Annotated in this window: 18 protein-coding genes (1 of these 18 running past the window's edge); 7 read left to right on the top strand and 11 right to left on the bottom strand. The window is 66.1% G+C overall.

The window, feature by feature from the left end:
- Positions 1 to 50: 50 nt before the first annotated feature.
- Genes PS060_RS02620 through PS060_RS02595 form a run of 6 tightly spaced genes read right to left on the bottom strand, consistent with a single transcriptional unit; the run spans position 51 to position 4,000 of the window.
- The gene (locus PS060_RS02620) at positions 51 to 674 is read right to left on the bottom strand and encodes a riboflavin synthase (RefSeq protein WP_273985262.1); all 624 of its coding nucleotides are present in this window, start codon (positions 672 to 674) and stop codon (positions 51 to 53) included.
- 12 nt (positions 675 to 686) lie between these two features.
- The gene (ribD, locus tag PS060_RS02615; RefSeq protein WP_337960241.1) at positions 687 to 1,658 is read right to left on the bottom strand and encodes a bifunctional diaminohydroxyphosphoribosylaminopyrimidine deaminase/5-amino-6-(5-phosphoribosylamino)uracil reductase RibD; all 972 of its coding nucleotides are present in this window, start codon (positions 1,656 to 1,658) and stop codon (positions 687 to 689) included.
- 14 nt (positions 1,659 to 1,672) lie between these two features.
- A complete protein-coding gene (locus PS060_RS02610; RefSeq protein WP_273985258.1) occupies positions 1,673 to 2,140 on the bottom strand; it encodes a hypothetical protein in 468 nt (155 codons plus the stop codon).
- A gap of 56 nt (positions 2,141 to 2,196) precedes the next feature.
- A complete protein-coding gene (locus tag PS060_RS02605; protein WP_273985257.1) occupies positions 2,197 to 2,931 on the bottom strand; it encodes a M48 family metallopeptidase in 735 nt (244 codons plus the stop codon).
- On the bottom strand, positions 2,928 to 3,404 hold the full coding sequence (locus tag PS060_RS02600) for a YcgN family cysteine cluster protein (protein WP_273985256.1): 477 nt from the start codon (positions 3,402 to 3,404) through the stop codon (positions 2,928 to 2,930). Before PS060_RS02600 ends, PS060_RS02605 begins: the two co-directional genes overlap by 4 nt.
- A complete protein-coding gene (locus tag PS060_RS02595; protein WP_273985253.1) occupies positions 3,392 to 4,000 on the bottom strand; it encodes an SCO family protein in 609 nt (202 codons plus the stop codon). Before PS060_RS02595 ends, PS060_RS02600 begins: the two co-directional genes overlap by 13 nt.
- Before the next feature lie 164 nt (positions 4,001 to 4,164).
- On the opposite strand from PS060_RS02595, the gene PS060_RS02590 reads away from it, so the two are divergent.
- The 3 genes from PS060_RS02590 (at position 4,165) to ssb (ending at position 6,112) form a co-directional block, all read left to right on the top strand.
- Positions 4,165 to 4,749, top strand: a complete 585-nt coding sequence (locus tag PS060_RS02590; RefSeq protein ID WP_273985250.1) for an ankyrin repeat domain-containing protein — start codon at positions 4,165 to 4,167, stop codon at positions 4,747 to 4,749.
- 1 nt (position 4,750) lies between these two features.
- Positions 4,751 to 5,413: a COQ9 family protein gene (locus tag PS060_RS02585; RefSeq protein ID WP_273985248.1), complete on the top strand. Its 663-nt coding sequence runs from the start codon at positions 4,751 to 4,753 to the stop codon at positions 5,411 to 5,413.
- A gap of 165 nt (positions 5,414 to 5,578) precedes the next feature.
- Positions 5,579 to 6,112 carry a single-stranded DNA-binding protein gene (ssb, locus tag PS060_RS02580; RefSeq protein ID WP_273985246.1) on the top strand — a complete coding sequence of 178 codons (534 nt, stop codon included), beginning with the start codon at positions 5,579 to 5,581 and terminating at the stop codon, positions 6,110 to 6,112.
- 45 nt (positions 6,113 to 6,157) lie between these two features.
- On the opposite strand, the gene PS060_RS02575 is transcribed toward ssb, so the two are convergent.
- From PS060_RS02575 to PS060_RS02565, 3 genes are all read right to left on the bottom strand, one after another.
- Positions 6,158 to 6,802, bottom strand: a complete 645-nt coding sequence (locus PS060_RS02575) for a DUF2490 domain-containing protein (RefSeq protein ID WP_273985245.1) — start codon at positions 6,800 to 6,802, stop codon at positions 6,158 to 6,160.
- Positions 6,803 to 6,920: 118 nt separating this feature from the next.
- The gene (locus tag PS060_RS02570) at positions 6,921 to 7,418 is read right to left on the bottom strand and encodes a YceD family protein (protein ID WP_443112411.1); all 498 of its coding nucleotides are present in this window, start codon (positions 7,416 to 7,418) and stop codon (positions 6,921 to 6,923) included.
- Positions 7,419 to 7,450: 32 nt separating this feature from the next.
- Positions 7,451 to 7,978 (bottom strand): ubiquinol-cytochrome C chaperone family protein, encoded by a 528-nt coding sequence (locus tag PS060_RS02565; protein WP_273985243.1) that lies wholly within the window; start codon positions 7,976 to 7,978, stop codon positions 7,451 to 7,453.
- Positions 7,979 to 8,244: 266 nt separating this feature from the next.
- Here PS060_RS02565 and PS060_RS02560 point away from each other — a divergent pair, with 266 nt between their 5' ends.
- From PS060_RS02560 to PS060_RS02545, 4 genes are all read left to right on the top strand, one after another.
- A complete protein-coding gene (locus PS060_RS02560; RefSeq protein ID WP_273986828.1) occupies positions 8,245 to 8,736 on the top strand; it encodes an outer membrane protein assembly factor BamE in 492 nt (163 codons plus the stop codon).
- 60 nt (positions 8,737 to 8,796) lie between these two features.
- A complete protein-coding gene (hslV, locus tag PS060_RS02555) occupies positions 8,797 to 9,354 on the top strand; it encodes an ATP-dependent protease subunit HslV (protein WP_273985242.1) in 558 nt (185 codons plus the stop codon).
- Positions 9,355 to 9,472: 118 nt separating this feature from the next.
- On the top strand, positions 9,473 to 10,771 hold the full coding sequence (gene hslU, locus PS060_RS02550; RefSeq protein ID WP_273985241.1) for an ATP-dependent protease ATPase subunit HslU: 1,299 nt from the start codon (positions 9,473 to 9,475) through the stop codon (positions 10,769 to 10,771).
- Positions 10,768 to 11,142, top strand: a complete 375-nt coding sequence (locus tag PS060_RS02545) for an ACT domain-containing protein (protein WP_273985240.1) — start codon at positions 10,768 to 10,770, stop codon at positions 11,140 to 11,142. Before hslU ends, PS060_RS02545 begins: the two co-directional genes overlap by 4 nt.
- Here the strand turns inward: PS060_RS02545 and PS060_RS02540 are convergent, their stop codons facing one another.
- Together PS060_RS02540 and PS060_RS02535 are read right to left on the bottom strand one after the other, a co-directional pair.
- Complete coding sequence (locus PS060_RS02540; RefSeq protein ID WP_273985239.1) at positions 11,143 to 13,128, bottom strand: S9 family peptidase; 1,986 nt, start codon at positions 13,126 to 13,128, stop codon at positions 11,143 to 11,145.
- Positions 13,129 to 13,170: 42 nt separating this feature from the next.
- Positions 13,171 to 14,103, bottom strand: partial view of an ABCB family ABC transporter ATP-binding protein/permease gene (locus tag PS060_RS02535; RefSeq protein WP_273985238.1) — the 3' portion only. The gene runs 921 nt beyond the window's last position; 933 of the gene's 1,854 nt are visible here — the last part of the coding sequence; its start codon lies off the right edge, out of view; its stop codon occupies positions 13,171 to 13,173.

Raw genomic sequence — 14,103 nt, 5'->3', positions numbered from 1 at the left:
TGACAGGCCTTTACCTGTCGGGGTTCCTCCGATTGCGCAAGAGGGCCGCGTTACCCCGCCGCAGCGAGGCTCTGCATCCGCTTGAGATAGCGCGCCAGCACGTCGATTTCGAGGTTCACCCGGTCGCCTTCGGCTAGGCTGCCCAGCGTCGTCACCGCGGCGGTGTGGGGAATGATGTTGAGCAGGAAGTCGCAGGTGCGATCGGCCCGGTCGCGCACATCGTTGACCGTCAGCGACACGCCATTGACCGTGATCGAGCCCTTCTCGGCGATAAAGGGTGCCATCTCGGCGCGGGCGCGGATTGCGACCTGCCAGCTGTCACCATCGCGGCCGACCTTCACCACCTCGCCAACCGAATCGACGTGGCCGGTGACGATATGCCCGCCGAGCTCGTCACCGAGGCGCAGCGAAGGCTCGATGTTGAGCTGCGCGCCTGCGTTCCACATCCCCGGCACGGTGCGGCTGACGGTCTCGCCCGACAGGTCGACATCGAACCACGCGTCGCCCGCTGTGCCGCCGCGCTCCACCACCGTCAGGCACACGCCCGAGCACGCGATCGAGGCGCCGATGTCGATCCGCGCGGGATCTAGCGGGGCGGTGATGCGCAAGCGCAGGTCGCCGCGCTGCTCGGCGGCGGCGATGGTGCCGATGGCGGTAACGATGCCGGTGAACATGGGGCGTTTCCTCTAGGGGTTGCGGGTGCGCAGATAGGCGGTGAATTCGTCGCTGCCAAGCTGGCGGCGATCCCTCAATTGCCAGCGGCCATGGGCCTCATCCAGTCGCGCGAGACCCAGCGGGCCGAGCGCGCGAAGCCCGTCACCGATCAGCACAGGCGCGGTGTAGAGGTGCAACTCGTCCACCAGATCGCCCGCAAGGAAGGCCGCGGCTGTCGCTGCGCCGCCTTCGACATAGAGGTATTGCACCCCCTCCAGAGCGGCGATGTCGCCCGGCGCGGCGAGCGCAGTGACACCCTCGGGCACCGTGCCGCTGGTCAGCACCACGCGCTGCGGCGAACGGCGCTCCAGCCCCGGCAGGCGCACATCGAGACGGGGTGCGTCGGCACGCCAGGTTCCCCCGCCGACAAGAATCGCATCCGCCTGCGCGCGCCGCGCATGGACATGAGCGCGTGCGGCCTCTCCCGTGATCCACTGGCTGGTGCCATCGGCGAGGGCAATGCAGCCATCGAGCGACGTCGCGAGCTTCAGAGTGACCCAGGGCCGCCCCATCCGCTGGCGGGCAAGGAAGCCCGCGAGGCTCGCCGCAGATGCCGTGTCCCCTAAAACGGTCACGCCAATCCCCGCTGCCTCAAGCCGGGCGACGCCCTTTCCGGATGTGCGCGGATCGGGGTCGATCTGGCCGATCACGACCCGGGCCGGACGGGCGCTTGCGATCACATCGGCACAGGCAGGGCCACGCTCCGATTGATGCGCGCAAGGTTCGAGCGTGACGTAGAGCGTTGCCCCCGCAAGCGCCGCCGGCGACAGGCCCGCCAGCGCCATCGCTTCGGCGTGGGGCCGCCCGCCGGGCCGGGTCCAGCCGCGCGCGATCACCCGGCCCTCCCGCACCACCAATGCTCCGACCCCGGGATTGGGGCGCGAGGCAGGGCGCGCGCGGGAGGCGAGCCGCGCGGCGGCGGCCATCCAGTCGGCATCTTGCAGGCGCGTTTGAGCGGCTATTGTCCGGCGCTTTCGGTGCGGGGTTGCGCCGCGGCACCCTTGGCAAAGGCTTCGCGCTGCTTGGCAGCCTTGGCCTCTTCCGCCGCGCGCTCGGCTGCGGCCTTGCGCTCGATGGCTTCGACATCCATCCCGGTAGCCGCGCCTAGTGACTTGTAGATATTGCGTTTCTGCTCCGCAATCCGGGCTTCCTCAGCCGCGCGCAAATCCTTGATTTCCTGATTGGCGCGATTCTCGGCCATGATCTCGGCATCGCTGCGGTTCGGATCGAGCGAGGTGATGTATTCGATCTTGGGTCGCTCGGGCTCGCCGTAAACCGTGCTCTGCGTGCCCCAGTAAAGCATCCCTGCGACCGGCAGGCACGAGAGCACCAGGATCGGCCAGCGATAGGGATTGGGCCGTCGGAACTCGTTCCAGAAATCGGCGATCCCGTTGGTGGGATTGAAGCGGGACGGGAGGATGCGCATGGCGGCAATATAGGGCGGCGCGGCGGTGGGGGGAAGGGGGCTCCCTCAGCGGGCGCCTATCCGAAGCTGGCGTAAAGCCCGCGCCCGTGATCTTTCAGCCAACGGTCGGCGTCTTCGATTGCGCCTTCGAACATCCGCCCGAGCAGCGCGTGGAAGGCCGGGGAGTGATCGAAGTGGACGAGATGCGCGACTTCGTGCGCGACCACCGAACGGCGCACGAAATCAGGTGCTTGCACCAGACGCCAGTTGATGCGGATACGGCTTTTGTCGGAGCATGAGCCCCAGCGCCGCTGCGCCCGGGTGAGGCCGATCGGCACCGGATCGAGCCGGGCGATGGCGCAGTATTCGCGCATATCGGCCTCGGCCAGCATCAAGGCCTCGCTCTCAAGCCAGCGCTTCAACCGCTGCTCCAGCCCGGTCTGCGGGCCGCCGATACGCAGAGCATCGCCCGCGATCACCGGCCGGCGCGGTGCGCGCTGATCCCATTCCAGCCGCAGCCTCCGCCCGCGATAGAGCACCGTGCCGCCCGGCTCCGGCGCGGCACGCTTGGGCAATCTTGCGAGCTGCTCGGCCAGCCAGCCCGACCGCGAATGGGCAAAGGCGATCGCCTCGCGTCCCTCGGCCCAGACCGGCAGGGTGATGCGCACTTCGGTGCCATCGGGCGCGAGGCGTAGCGTCAGCCGCCGGGCATTGCGCAGCCGCTTGAGCACGATCGGCACGCGCGTGCCGTCCAGCTCGATCTCGGGATCGAGCAACTGGACAGGCTTGGCGGTGCGGAGCCAGTCGATCATGCGTCCTCGCCCCGCAGATCCCAGTCGCGCCGCGGCGCGGGCCATTCGGTGACGTGATGTTCGAGCGGCCCGGCATCGACCTCGCTCACCACCCGGCCGACGATCGAAACCCCCGCGCGCCGCACCGCATCGCGGTCACCCGAAAGGAGGTAATGCCACCCCGGCAGCGGGCGACCATCGGCGCGCAACCGGTAGGCGCAGGTCTGCGGCAGCCAGCTGACCTGCTCGACGATCCGCAGGGTCAGGCGCAGGCAATCGGGCACAAAGGCCTTGCGGTTGCGGTAATCGCTGCATTGCGCCGTGCCGGTGTCGAGCAGCCGGCAGGTGATGTTGGTATCGACCACTTCGCCGGTGTCCTCGTCTTCCAGCTTGTGGAGGCAGCAACGCCCGCAGCCGTCGCATAGCGCCTCCCATTCGGCGCGGCTGAGATCGCCGAGCGGCAGTTCCCAGAAGCGGTCTCTCAGTTCACCCATCGCGCCAGTTCCGCGGCCACGGCCTCGCCGCTCTGATCGGACGGCAGCAAGGCCAGCGGCTTGCCGTCGGGGCCGAACAGGTAGGTCACCCGCAGGTGATCGACCAGATAGCCGCCTCCTTCGACCGGCTTTCCCTTCGAGAAATAGATCCCGAACGCTTTGGCGGCAGCGGCGATCTGTTCAGGGCTTCCGGTCAGGCCGACGACATCGGGCGAAAAGGCGGCGGCAAATTCGCCGACGATCTTCTGGGTGTCGCGCTCGGGGTCGACGGTGATGAAGATCGGGACGATCTTGGCGGCCTTGGCTGCATCCTGCCCTTTCAGCAGTTTCAGCCCCTGCGCCACGCGCTGCATATCGGTCGGGCAGATGTCGGGGCAGAAGGTGTAGCCGAAATAGACGATCCGGTACTTGCCGGCAAAATCGCCCCAGCGAACGGTTTGGCCCTTGCTGTTCGTCAGCGTGAATTCCCCGCCGATCGCCGCGCCCGCCAAAGGCGGTTCGACCGCGGCAGGCTCGGCCGGGCCGCAGCTGCCCAGCGCGAGGGTGCCTGCGATCAGCAGGGGAAGAAGCGGGGAAGACTTGTTGATGCGGTTCATGCTCTGCTAACTGGTCGCTTGCGATGGGCGCTTGGGCAAGCCGAAGACTTGGCTTCCCGCGCCGGGCCACAGGCAAGCTGTGGCAGGTAATGCGAAAGGATCAAACCTTGGGCTTCGATGTTTTGCGCAAATTAGGGGCTCGCACCGCGATTGCCAGCGTTCTTGTGCCCGCACTTGCGCTGATGCTGTCGGCTCCGGTGGCGGCGCAGTTCCAGTCGGATGGGTACAAGTTTCTTGAAGCGGTCAAGGATCGCGATGGCGACAAGGCGACCGAAATGCTCAACGAGCCGGGCACCCAGATCGTCAACACCCGCGACATCACCAGCGGCGATACCGGTCTGCACATCGCCGTGGCACGCAGCGACATCTTGTGGGTGCGCTTCCTGCTCCAGCGCGGCGGCGATCCCAATATCCGCAACAAGAAGGGCATCACCCCGCTGCAACTGGCGACCGCGCTGAGCTTTACCGACGGCGTTGAGGAACTCATCAAGAAGGGCGCGCAGGTCAACGTCTCCGACCAGACGGGCGAGACTCCGTTGATCGCGGCGGTTCATGCGCGCAACGTGCCGCTGGTGCGGTTGCTGCTATCGAAGGGCGCGGACCCTGATCGCAATGACAATTCGGGCCGATCGGCGCGCGTTTACATGGAGCTCCAGAACGGCAATGCGCTGCTGAAGCAGGAGTTCGAGAACGCCGACAAGAAGCGCGCCGAAGCGGGAACCAAGAAAGACTACGGGCCTTCCTTCTGACATGACCGACTTTTCTGACCTCACGCTCGACGAACTGCGTATCGCGCTTGCGCCTGATATTGCCGCCTCGGCCATTTTCGATGGCTGGAACGCAACCGCGCTGATCGCCGCTGCCGAAATGGCGGGCGCCGATGTCGATGTGGCAAAGCTCGCCTTTCCGGGTGCCAAGCCGATGGACATGATCGAGGCGTGGATCGCTTCGGTCGATCAGGCGATGGAAGCCGAATGGCCGGCCGAGCGTCTGGCGACGCTCAAGATCCGCGAGCGCATCCGCACGCTGGTTGCTTTCCGGCTGGAGGCTGTGTCGCATATCGACGAGGCAGTGCGCCGCGCGCTGGCGATCATGGCTCAGCCGCAGAACGCAGCGCGGTCGCTGAAGCTCGGCTGGCATTCGGCCGACATCATGTGGCGGCTCGCAGGCGACACCGCGACCGATTACAACCACTACACCAAGCGCGCGATCCTCGCGGGAATCTACTCGGCGACGCTGGCGGTGTTCGTCAACGACGACAGCGAGGGCAAGGCCGACACCTATGCCTTCCTCGACCGCCGGATCGACGGGGTGATGAGGTTCGAGAAGGTGAAAGCGCAGTTCCTGAACAAGGACCGCGAACTGCCGAGCCTGACGCGTTTTCTCGGAAGGCTGCGCTACCCGGCGCGGTAGTTGGCCTCGGCCAGCGGAGCGCTTGGCGACAAAAGACGCGTCCGAACTGGTGATTACACCTAGGCCGCGCCTCGCGCCCGCAGCCGCTCTGGCCTATTGCCCGACTCGGATTCGCGGCGCATCTTGGCGCCCGGGGATCAAGACATTGACGGGAAGGGTATTTCGATGGCGGGTTCGCTCAACAAGGTCATGCTGATCGGTAATCTGGGCGCCGACCCGGAAATCCGCACCTTCGGCAATGGCGGCAAGGTCGCCAACCTGCGCATTGCGACGTCCGAACAGTGGAAGGACCGCCAGACGGGCGAGCGCAAGGAAAAGACCGAGTGGCACACCGTCGCGATCTTCTCCGAAGGCCTCGTCGGCGTGGTCGAGCGTTACTTGAAGAAGGGCAGCAAGGTCTTTGTCGAGGGCAAGCTCCAGACCCGCAAGTGGCAGGACCAGAACGGGCAGGATCGCTATTCGACCGAAGTCGTGATCCAGGGCATGGGCGGCACGCTGACCATGCTTGACGGCCCGGGCGGCGGTTCGGGCGGCGGCGGCATGGGCGGCGGCGGCGGTCGCTCGGGCGGCGGCAGCTACGGCGGCGGTGGCGGCGGCTGGGATCAGGGCGGCGGTTCGTCAGGCGGCGGCGGCTTTGGTGGCGGCGGGGCTTCGGCTGGCGGCGGCTACGACGATCTCGACGACGACATCCCGTTCTGATCGGGGGGCGGGTGACCGCGCCATCGGCCCGGACCTCGTGCCGGGCTAGAAGGTCATGAACAAATTGACGTTGGCGACATGGTCGCTGCGGTCTTCGCCATCGCGGAAAACCTGCTGGTTGAGATAGCCCGGCACCACCTCCACGCCTTTCGTCAGCGGGATCGAGACCCCGACGAAATTGCGCCACACCGACAGCCCCCCGCGCTGCACCGTGCCATCGTCAAGGTCGATGAAGGGCTCGGTGAAGGCGACGATCTTGTTGTTCTCGCTCACCGGCACGCGCAGCTGGACGAACTGTCGCAGCCGCCATGCGCTGTCGGGACGCTCGCGAAAGCTGCGCCATTCGAGCCGCGTGCGCGAATCGAGCGTGGTGCCGCCCTCGCTTTCAATCAGGCGCAGATTGAGCTCCTGATAGACCCGATCCTCGTTAAGCTTCGCCGGCCCCACCGGATCGGTCATCACATAGGCATAGCCCGCCCCGATGCTGGCCTTGTCGCTGATCCGGTACCCAACCAGCCCGCGCAACAACAACTGGCCGAGACGCTCGGCATCCTGTGTGAAGCGCTGCTGCGCCTCAGCGCGGACGAAGACCGCCTCGCTTGCATTGATGGTCGCGAACTGGCCGAGCCAGATGTTCCCATCCTCCTCCGCAGCGGCCGGAGCGGCGGCGAGAAGGATAACGAGGGGCACAGGCAGCAAGCGCGGCGCAGGCATGGGACGCTCCGACAATGAACGCAGGGGGTGCGCGGCGTTTGGCATGGGGCCGCTTAACGCCAGATACGGCAAAGGCTCGGGATAGGCGCGGGGCTTAGTCGCGCTTCAACCCGGCGAGCAGCGCGGCGAGCGGGCCGTCCTGTTCGCCCTCCTGCACAATCCCTGCAGCCAGCCTCGCGGCATCGGCATTCGGCCCTTCGGCATAGGGATCGATCGCAAGGCCCAGCGTCTGCGCCACCGCTTCGCCCAGATCGAACATTTCGCCTGCATATTCGATCTCGTCGCAATCGTCGGCATCGAGCTCGATTTCCTCATCCCCGGTTGCAGGGCGCTGGTTTTCCTCGATAAACCTGAGGTCTATGGCCTCGTCGATGGTCACCGGAAAATCCTCCCCGCTGATCGCGCAGGGCTGCATGATCGCTGCGCGCAGCCGCCCGGTGGCTCGGATCGCGCGGGGGCGCTGTTCGAGTGCGACCTCGGCCCGCAGCTGATCCACTGCGCCCAGCGCGAACCGCGCCGCCAGCGCCGCGCGTTCCTCAGCCGTCGCCTCGATCACCACCATCTCGCCCGGCAGGGGGCGGGTCTTGATCATCCGGGTGAGTTCGGAAGGGGGCAGGGGGGCGGTCACCAGATCGCGCTCGCTTTCAGCATTTCCGCATCGGAGAAACGGCCCAACCTTTCGAAAAGCTTGAGCAATTTCTCTGCCACGGCGCGCGCGGCGGCGGCTTCGTCGATGCCTTCGGCGAAGGTCACATTGCGCTGCACCGCAGCGGTCAACTTGTCGAGATCGCCGCCGTTGAAGGCGCTGCGATAGGCGCCCAAGCGGCCCCCGAGCACGCTCATCAGCTTGCCGATGCGCTTGCCCACGACCACGTCATTGACCCCGAATTCGCGCAGCTGGCCGTCCATATCCTCGACGAACAATTCGGCCAGAAGCGCACTTTCTGCGCGCATATCAGAGGCTTCCACCCGCACCATCACCGCGCTCAACACGGCGGTGATCATGTCGAACCGGCCCGCAATCGAATCCGCCACCCCTGCCTGCGTGAAGTAATCGGGATCGCGCGCCAGCTCGATCACGCGGTGCCACAGCGGCCGCACGCTTTCGCGCGGGTCAGGAGCGGTTCCGAGCAGGCGGGAGAGGAAGGACATGGGAAACGGGAGCCTTTCATGCGATTTCAGCGATAACGGACTGGTTACGGGCGGGCAATGACTGCGCAACAGGCGTCGATGCTACGACAACGCACGACAAGCGGATGCGTTCAAGCGTCATTCAACCGGGACGGGCCACCGCAAGAGCCATATGGTGCGTTGCAAGCTTGCGCCTAGCCCCTTAAAGCACCTCGCCCAAGGGACAAGTGCGCCATGCGGCGCGGATGCATGACGGGATTGAACGGTTGGTGCAGATGAACGCGGAAATGAACGGCACCGGCGCGGGCCAATCGGCATGGCGCAAGGCGCGGCTTGCCCTGCTGCTGGCAGGGGCTGCGGTGGCCCTGCCGGGGTGCAGCGCGATCCGGGAATCGCGTGGCTATATTGATGATCCGGTGCTCACCGCCGCGATCCAGCCCAAGATCGACAACCAGCAATCGGTTGAAGGCACCTTGGGCCGCCCGACCTTTACCAGCCAGTTCGGCACCCCGACCTGGTACTACGTCTCCTCGATCACCGGCCAGCGCCCCTTCAGCCGTCCGCGCATCCGCGAACACGCGGTGCTGGCGGTGCAGTTCGATGCGACGGGCAAGGTGACGCAGGTTACCCGCAGCGGGGTGGACAAGGTCGTCTATCTCGACCCCAACGGCGACAAGACCCCGACTCTGGGTCGTGAGCGCGGGTTCCTCGAAGACCTGTTTGGCAATATCGGCCAGGTCGGCGGTGCGGGCGTCGGCGGCGGACCGGGCGGCCAGTAACGGCGCTGCCTTGCGCCTGCCTGCCTTGATCCTGAGCAGGCGCGCGCCATATCTGGCCGCATGACACACGATCCTTCGGCCCACGGCCTCGTGCAGTGGCACGGCACCACCATCATCGGCGTCCGGCGCAATGGCACCACCGTCATCGCGGGTGACGGGCAGGTGAGCATGGGCAACACCGTGATGAAGCCCAACGCCCGCAAGGTGCGCCGCATCGGCGATGGCAGCGTCATCGCGGGCTTTGCCGGCGCGACCGCCGATGCTTTCACCCTGTTCGAGCGGCTGGAGAAGAAGCTGGAGCAATATTCCGGCCAGCTGATGCGTGCCTCGGTCGAACTCGCCAAGGACTGGCGCACCGACAAATACCTGCGCAACCTCGAAGCGCTGATGATTGTCGCCGACAAGGACACGCTGCTGGTGCTGACCGGTAATGGCGATGTGCTCGAACCCATCGGCGATATTGCCGCGATTGGCTCTGGCGGCAATTTCGCGCTCGCCGCCGCCCGCGCGCTCGCCGATTACGAGGCCGATGCCGAGACAATTGCCCGCAAGGCGATGGCGGTCGCGGCCGACATCTGCGTCTTCACCAATGGCAATCTGACCGTGGAAACGGTTTGATTTTCTCCCGTTCGCCCTGAGCTTGTCGAAGGGCTGCACTTCTATGGCCGACGGTGCTGAAGCAAGACGGTGCTTCGACAAGCTCAGCACGAACGGATTTATCTCGGATCAGGCTCTCATGGACAACCTCACCCCCAAGGCGATTGTCGCCGCATTGGACGAACACATTATCGGTCAGGCCGAGGCCAAGCGCGCGGTTGCGGTGGCGCTGCGCAATCGCTGGCGGCGGCAGCGGCTGGGCGCGGATCTGCGCGATGAGGTGACGCCCAAGAACATCCTGATGATCGGCCCCACGGGCTGCGGCAAGACCGAGATCAGCCGCAGGCTTGCCAAGCTCGCCGAAGCCCCCTTCATCAAGGTCGAGGCGACCAAGTTCACCGAGGTCGGCTATGTCGGCCGCGATGTCGAACAGATCGCGCGTGATCTGGTGGAAGAAGCGATCCGGCTGGAAAAGGAACGTCGCCGGGAGAAAGTGCGCGAGGCTGCCAGCGCCGCCGCGATGGACCGGCTGCTCAACGCGCTGGTGGGCGAGAACGCCTCGGAAGCCACCCGCGAAAGCTTCCGCCAGCGCATCGTCCAGAACGCGATGAACGATGTCGAGGTCGAGATCGAGGTGCGCGACACCCCTGCCACCCCCTTCGACATGGGGCAGATGGGCGGGCAGATCGGCATGATCGACCTCAGCGACATGATGGGCAAGGCGCTGGGCCGGAAAAACACCCGCCGCCAGAAGCTGCGCGTGCCCAATGCGTGGGACAGGCTCGTCGATGAAGAGGCCGACAAGCGCCTCGATCAGGACGATGTCGCGCGCGCTGCGCTTGCAAACGCCGAGACCAACGGGATCGTGTTCCTCGACGAGATCGACAAGATCGCGGTCAGCGACGTGCGCGGCGGGAGCGTCAGCCGCGAGGGCGTGCAGCGCGACCTTCTCCCGCTGATCGAGGGCACCACGGTCGCCACCAAATATGGCCCGATGAAGACCGATCACGTGCTGTTCATCGCCAGCGGCGCGTTCCATGTCGCCAAGCCGAGCGATATGCTGCCCGAGCTTCAGGGCCGCCTGCCGATCCGGGTCGAACTGCGCGCGCTAACCGAAGCGGATTTCGTCCGCATCCTCAGCGAAACCCGCGCCAACCTAGTGGCGCAATACAAGGCGCTGTTGGGGACGGAGCAGGTGACGCTCGACTTTGCCGATGATGCGATCCCCGAGATCGCCCGCATCGCCGCGCAGGTAAACGGCACGGTCGAGAATATCGGCGCGCGGCGCTTGCAGACGGTGATGGAGCGGCTGCTGGAGGAGATCAGCTTCGAGGCCGAGGATCATGTCGGCGAGACGATCACCATTGATGCCGCCTATGTGAAGCAGCGCCTCGCCGGGCTGGCGGGGAACACCGACCTCAGCAAGTACATCCTGTGACCGGCGGCGCAGGCCCGGTCAGCGACCTTGCGGGGATGCTGGCGGGCATGGCGCCTGTGCTGGACGCGCAGCGGTGGGCGTTTGTGGTGGTCGATGGCGAGCCGCCCGCTGACGCCTTCGCGCTGATCCGCGAGGACGAGGGCACCACCGCGATTCTGCCGCAGGATGGCGGCGCTTTCGCCCGCATCACGCTGATGGTGCACTCCGCATTGGATGGCGTGGGGCTCACCGCGGCGGTGGCAGGCGCGCTCGCCGCGCAGGGGATTGCCTGCAATGTCGTGGCAGGCTTCCACCACGATCACCTGTTCGTGCCGTGGGCGCGGCGCGGAGAGGCGCTGGATGTTCTCCAGCGCCTCTCGCAGGTTGGGTGATTATTCCTCCAGCAGGTGCCGCTTCCAGAACACTAGCTGCGCGAGGAAGGCGTAGTCTGCGTTTGCCTTCTTGGCGAAGCCGTGGCCTTCGTCCGCGGCGACCAGATGCCATGCCTCGCCGCCGTTCTTGCGGATCGCGGCGACCATCTGGTCGGCTTCGGACTTGGGCACGCGCGGATCGTTCGCCCCGGTGATGACGAACATCGGCTTGGTGATCTCGCCCACGCGGGTCAGCGGGCTGATTTCGGTGAGCTTGGCGCGCTGGGCCGGATCACGCTCGTCGCCATATTCCACCCGCCGCAGGTCCTGCCGGTAGGGGTTGGTGTTTTCGAGAAAGCTGACGAAGTTGCTGATCGCGACGGTGCACTGCGTCGCGGCGAGCTTCGCCTTCAGCTGCACCGCGGCGGCATAGCACATATAGCCGCCGTATGATCCGCCGGTGAGGCCGATCTTGGCGGGGTCAACGCCGGCATCCTTGGCCGCCGCGTCGATCAGCGCTTCCATGTCGCGCACCGAATCCTCGCGCTTGAAGGGGCCGTTGTCCAAGCTGACGAAGGTCTTGCCGAACCCGGTCGAGCCGCGGACATTGGGGTAGAACACGCCGATACCGAGTTCGTTGAGGAAGTAGTTGTTGCGCCCCATGAACCCGGCGACACTCTGCCCTTCCGGCCCGCCATGGACCGAGACGATCAGCGGACGCTTGCCCGGGAACTTCGCCGGATCGGGCAGGTAGAGCAGGCCCGAGACCTCCAGCCCGTCAAAGCTTTTGGTGGTAACGATGCGCGGTTCGACATTCACCTGCGGGTCGAGCCCGCCGGTCTCGCTCTGCGTCCAGCGGGTCAGTTGCATGGTCTTGGGGTCGAGGCTCCACACATCCGCCGCGCTTTTGGCGCTGGAGAAGCTGAAGCCGATTTCGCCCCAGGGCGCGATCTCGATCCCGCCGATCTGGCCTGCGGGCAGGGCATCGACGCTGGTGACCTTGCCGCTCGCCACATCCATGATCCGCATCCGGTCAGACCCGGCTTCGTTCACTTCATAGACGATCGTGCGGCCATCGTCCGACAGGTCGAACCCGTCGACGTCCCACTTCTCGCGGGTGACGGCGGTGAATTTGCCCGTCACCGGGTCAAGCCGCCCGAGCCGCTGGAAATCGCTGCCCTCGTCGCTCGTCACCCACACGGTGCCGTCGGGGGCGACTTCCATGCCGGTATAGGCGATTTCGGCCTTGGGGTCGCCGATCGGGGTCATCGCCCCGGTGGCAAGATCGAGCCGGTAGAGGTCGGCATTCTGCACCGATTGGTAATCGGCGACATAGGCGATGGTCTTGTCGGGCGAGAAGGCAGCGATGGCCCAGCCGCCGCCCTTGCTCTCATGCACCATCCGCGCCGAGGCGGGATCGCGCGGGTCCATCACATAGAGGTCGGAATCGACCGCGTTGCGGCGGGTCGAACTGAACCCGATCAGGCTGCCGTCGCTGCTCCACGCGTTGATCTGGTTGCGGCTCTTGCCGTCGGTCAGCAGGGTGAGGCGGCCGTCCTTGAGGGTGTGGAGCTGGAAGTATTCGTCCCCGCCGCGATCCTTGGACACCAGGATGATGTCGCCCTTCTTCGGCGCATAGGAGCCGCGCACCGGCTCGGCCTCGAAGCTGATCTGGGTGCGTGCGCCCATCGGCTGGGCGACGCGGTGGAGCTGGTTGGTATTGGCAAAGCGGGTCGAGATCAGCACCGCGCGGGTGTTCGGATCCCATCCGGCAAAGCCCGCGCCGCGCGCTTCGAGATAGGGGCGGGCACGCTCGGCCAGATCGAGTGGGATCGGCGGCATTTGCTCGGCTGTCAGCGCGGCGGGGATCGGGACGGCGGGGGCGGGTGCGGGGGCTTCTTGCGCGGCAGCCGACACGGCGGTTGTCGCGAGCAAAAGGGCAATCAGACGAAGGTGACGCATCGTGACGGGTTCTCTCTCCATGGGCACCGCGCGCGGCGCGGGCATGGGGGAGAGGTAACGGGCGCCCGCCAGCGGGGCAATGCTCTGTTATTCAGCCGCCTCGGCGTCGATCTCGTCGCGTCGTTCGCTCGCCTGCCGTGTCCACATTTCGGCATAGAGCCCGCCGTGCTTCAGCAGCGCCGCATGGTCGCCGTTTTCTGCCAATCGCCCGTGATCGAGCACCAGAATGTTGTCGGCATCGGCAATGGTCGACAGCCGGTGCGCGATGGCGATGGTGGTGCGCCCCTTGGCGATGCGGCGCAGGGTGGCGAGGATTTCCTGCTCGGTGCGGGTATCCAGCGCGCTGGTCGCCTCGTCGAGCAGCAGGATCGGCGGGTTCTTGACGAGGGTGCGGGCGATGGCGACGCGCTGCTTTTCCCCGCCCGACAATTTCAATCCGCGTTCGCCCACCATCGTCGCGAAGCGATCGGGCAGGCGGTCGATCAGCGGGGTGAGCGCGGCATCGCGGGCGGCCTGTTCGATCATGGCCTGATCCGCGCCCTCCGCGCCATAGGCGATGTTGTAGGCAAGATCCTCGTTGAACAGCACCGAATCCTGCGGGACGATGCCGATGGCCGCGCGCACACTCTCTTGCGTGACGCCCGCAATATCCTCACCCCCCACCAGCACGCGGCCGGACAGGGGATCATAGAAGCGGAACAACAGCCGCCCGATGGTGCTCTTGCCCGCGCCCGATGGGCCGACGATCGCCGTGGTGCTGCCCGCTGGCACTTCAAAGCTGAGACCGTTGAGGATGGTGCGCCCCGGATCATAGCCGAAGGTGACATTGTCGAACACGACCGTGGGGCGATGCACGATCAGTGCAGGCGCGCCCGGCTTGTCCTTCACCTCGATATCGGTGTCGATCAGGCGGAACATCTCGGCCATGTCGATCAGGCCCTGGCGGATGGTGCGGTAGACCCAGCCGAGCACGTCCAATGGGCGGAACAGCTGGATCAGGTAGGTGTTCACCAGCACCAG

This window comes from Erythrobacter sp. BLCC-B19 (assembly GCF_028621955.1).
In the GTDB taxonomy this organism is placed as follows: Bacteria; Pseudomonadota; Alphaproteobacteria; order Sphingomonadales; family Sphingomonadaceae; genus Erythrobacter.
The sequence above is the reverse complement of the archived record's forward strand: the minus strand, read 5'-3'. Positions and strand labels throughout refer to the sequence as shown.

Excerpts from the sequence above, each read along its gene's own strand:
- PS060_RS02620 (WP_273985262.1), bottom strand. The coding sequence starts at position 674 with ATGTTCACCGGCATCGTTACCGCCATCGGCACCATCGCCGCCGCCGAG.
- PS060_RS02610 (WP_273985258.1), bottom strand. The coding sequence starts at position 2,140 with ATGCGCATCCTCCCGTCCCGCTTCAATCCCACCAACGGGATCGCCGAT.
- PS060_RS02605 (WP_273985257.1), bottom strand. The coding sequence starts at position 2,931 with ATGATCGACTGGCTCCGCACCGCCAAGCCTGTCCAGTTGCTCGATCCC.
- PS060_RS02600 (WP_273985256.1), bottom strand. The coding sequence starts at position 3,404 with ATGGGTGAACTGAGAGACCGCTTCTGGGAACTGCCGCTCGGCGATCTC.
- PS060_RS02595 (WP_273985253.1), bottom strand. The coding sequence starts at position 4,000 with ATGAACCGCATCAACAAGTCTTCCCCGCTTCTTCCCCTGCTGATCGCA.
- PS060_RS02585 (WP_273985248.1), top strand. The coding sequence starts at position 4,751 with ATGACCGACTTTTCTGACCTCACGCTCGACGAACTGCGTATCGCGCTT.
- ssb (WP_273985246.1), top strand. The coding sequence starts at position 5,579 with ATGGCGGGTTCGCTCAACAAGGTCATGCTGATCGGTAATCTGGGCGCC.
- PS060_RS02570 (WP_443112411.1), bottom strand. The coding sequence starts at position 7,418 with ATGATCAAGACCCGCCCCCTGCCGGGCGAGATGGTGGTGATCGAGGCG.
- PS060_RS02565 (WP_273985243.1), bottom strand. The coding sequence starts at position 7,978 with ATGTCCTTCCTCTCCCGCCTGCTCGGAACCGCTCCTGACCCGCGCGAA.
- PS060_RS02560 (WP_273986828.1), top strand. The coding sequence starts at position 8,245 with ATGAACGGCACCGGCGCGGGCCAATCGGCATGGCGCAAGGCGCGGCTT.
- hslV (WP_273985242.1), top strand. The coding sequence starts at position 8,797 with ATGACACACGATCCTTCGGCCCACGGCCTCGTGCAGTGGCACGGCACC.
- hslU (WP_273985241.1), top strand. The coding sequence starts at position 9,473 with ATGGACAACCTCACCCCCAAGGCGATTGTCGCCGCATTGGACGAACAC.
- PS060_RS02540 (WP_273985239.1), bottom strand. The coding sequence starts at position 13,128 with ATGCCCGCGCCGCGCGCGGTGCCCATGGAGAGAGAACCCGTCACGATG.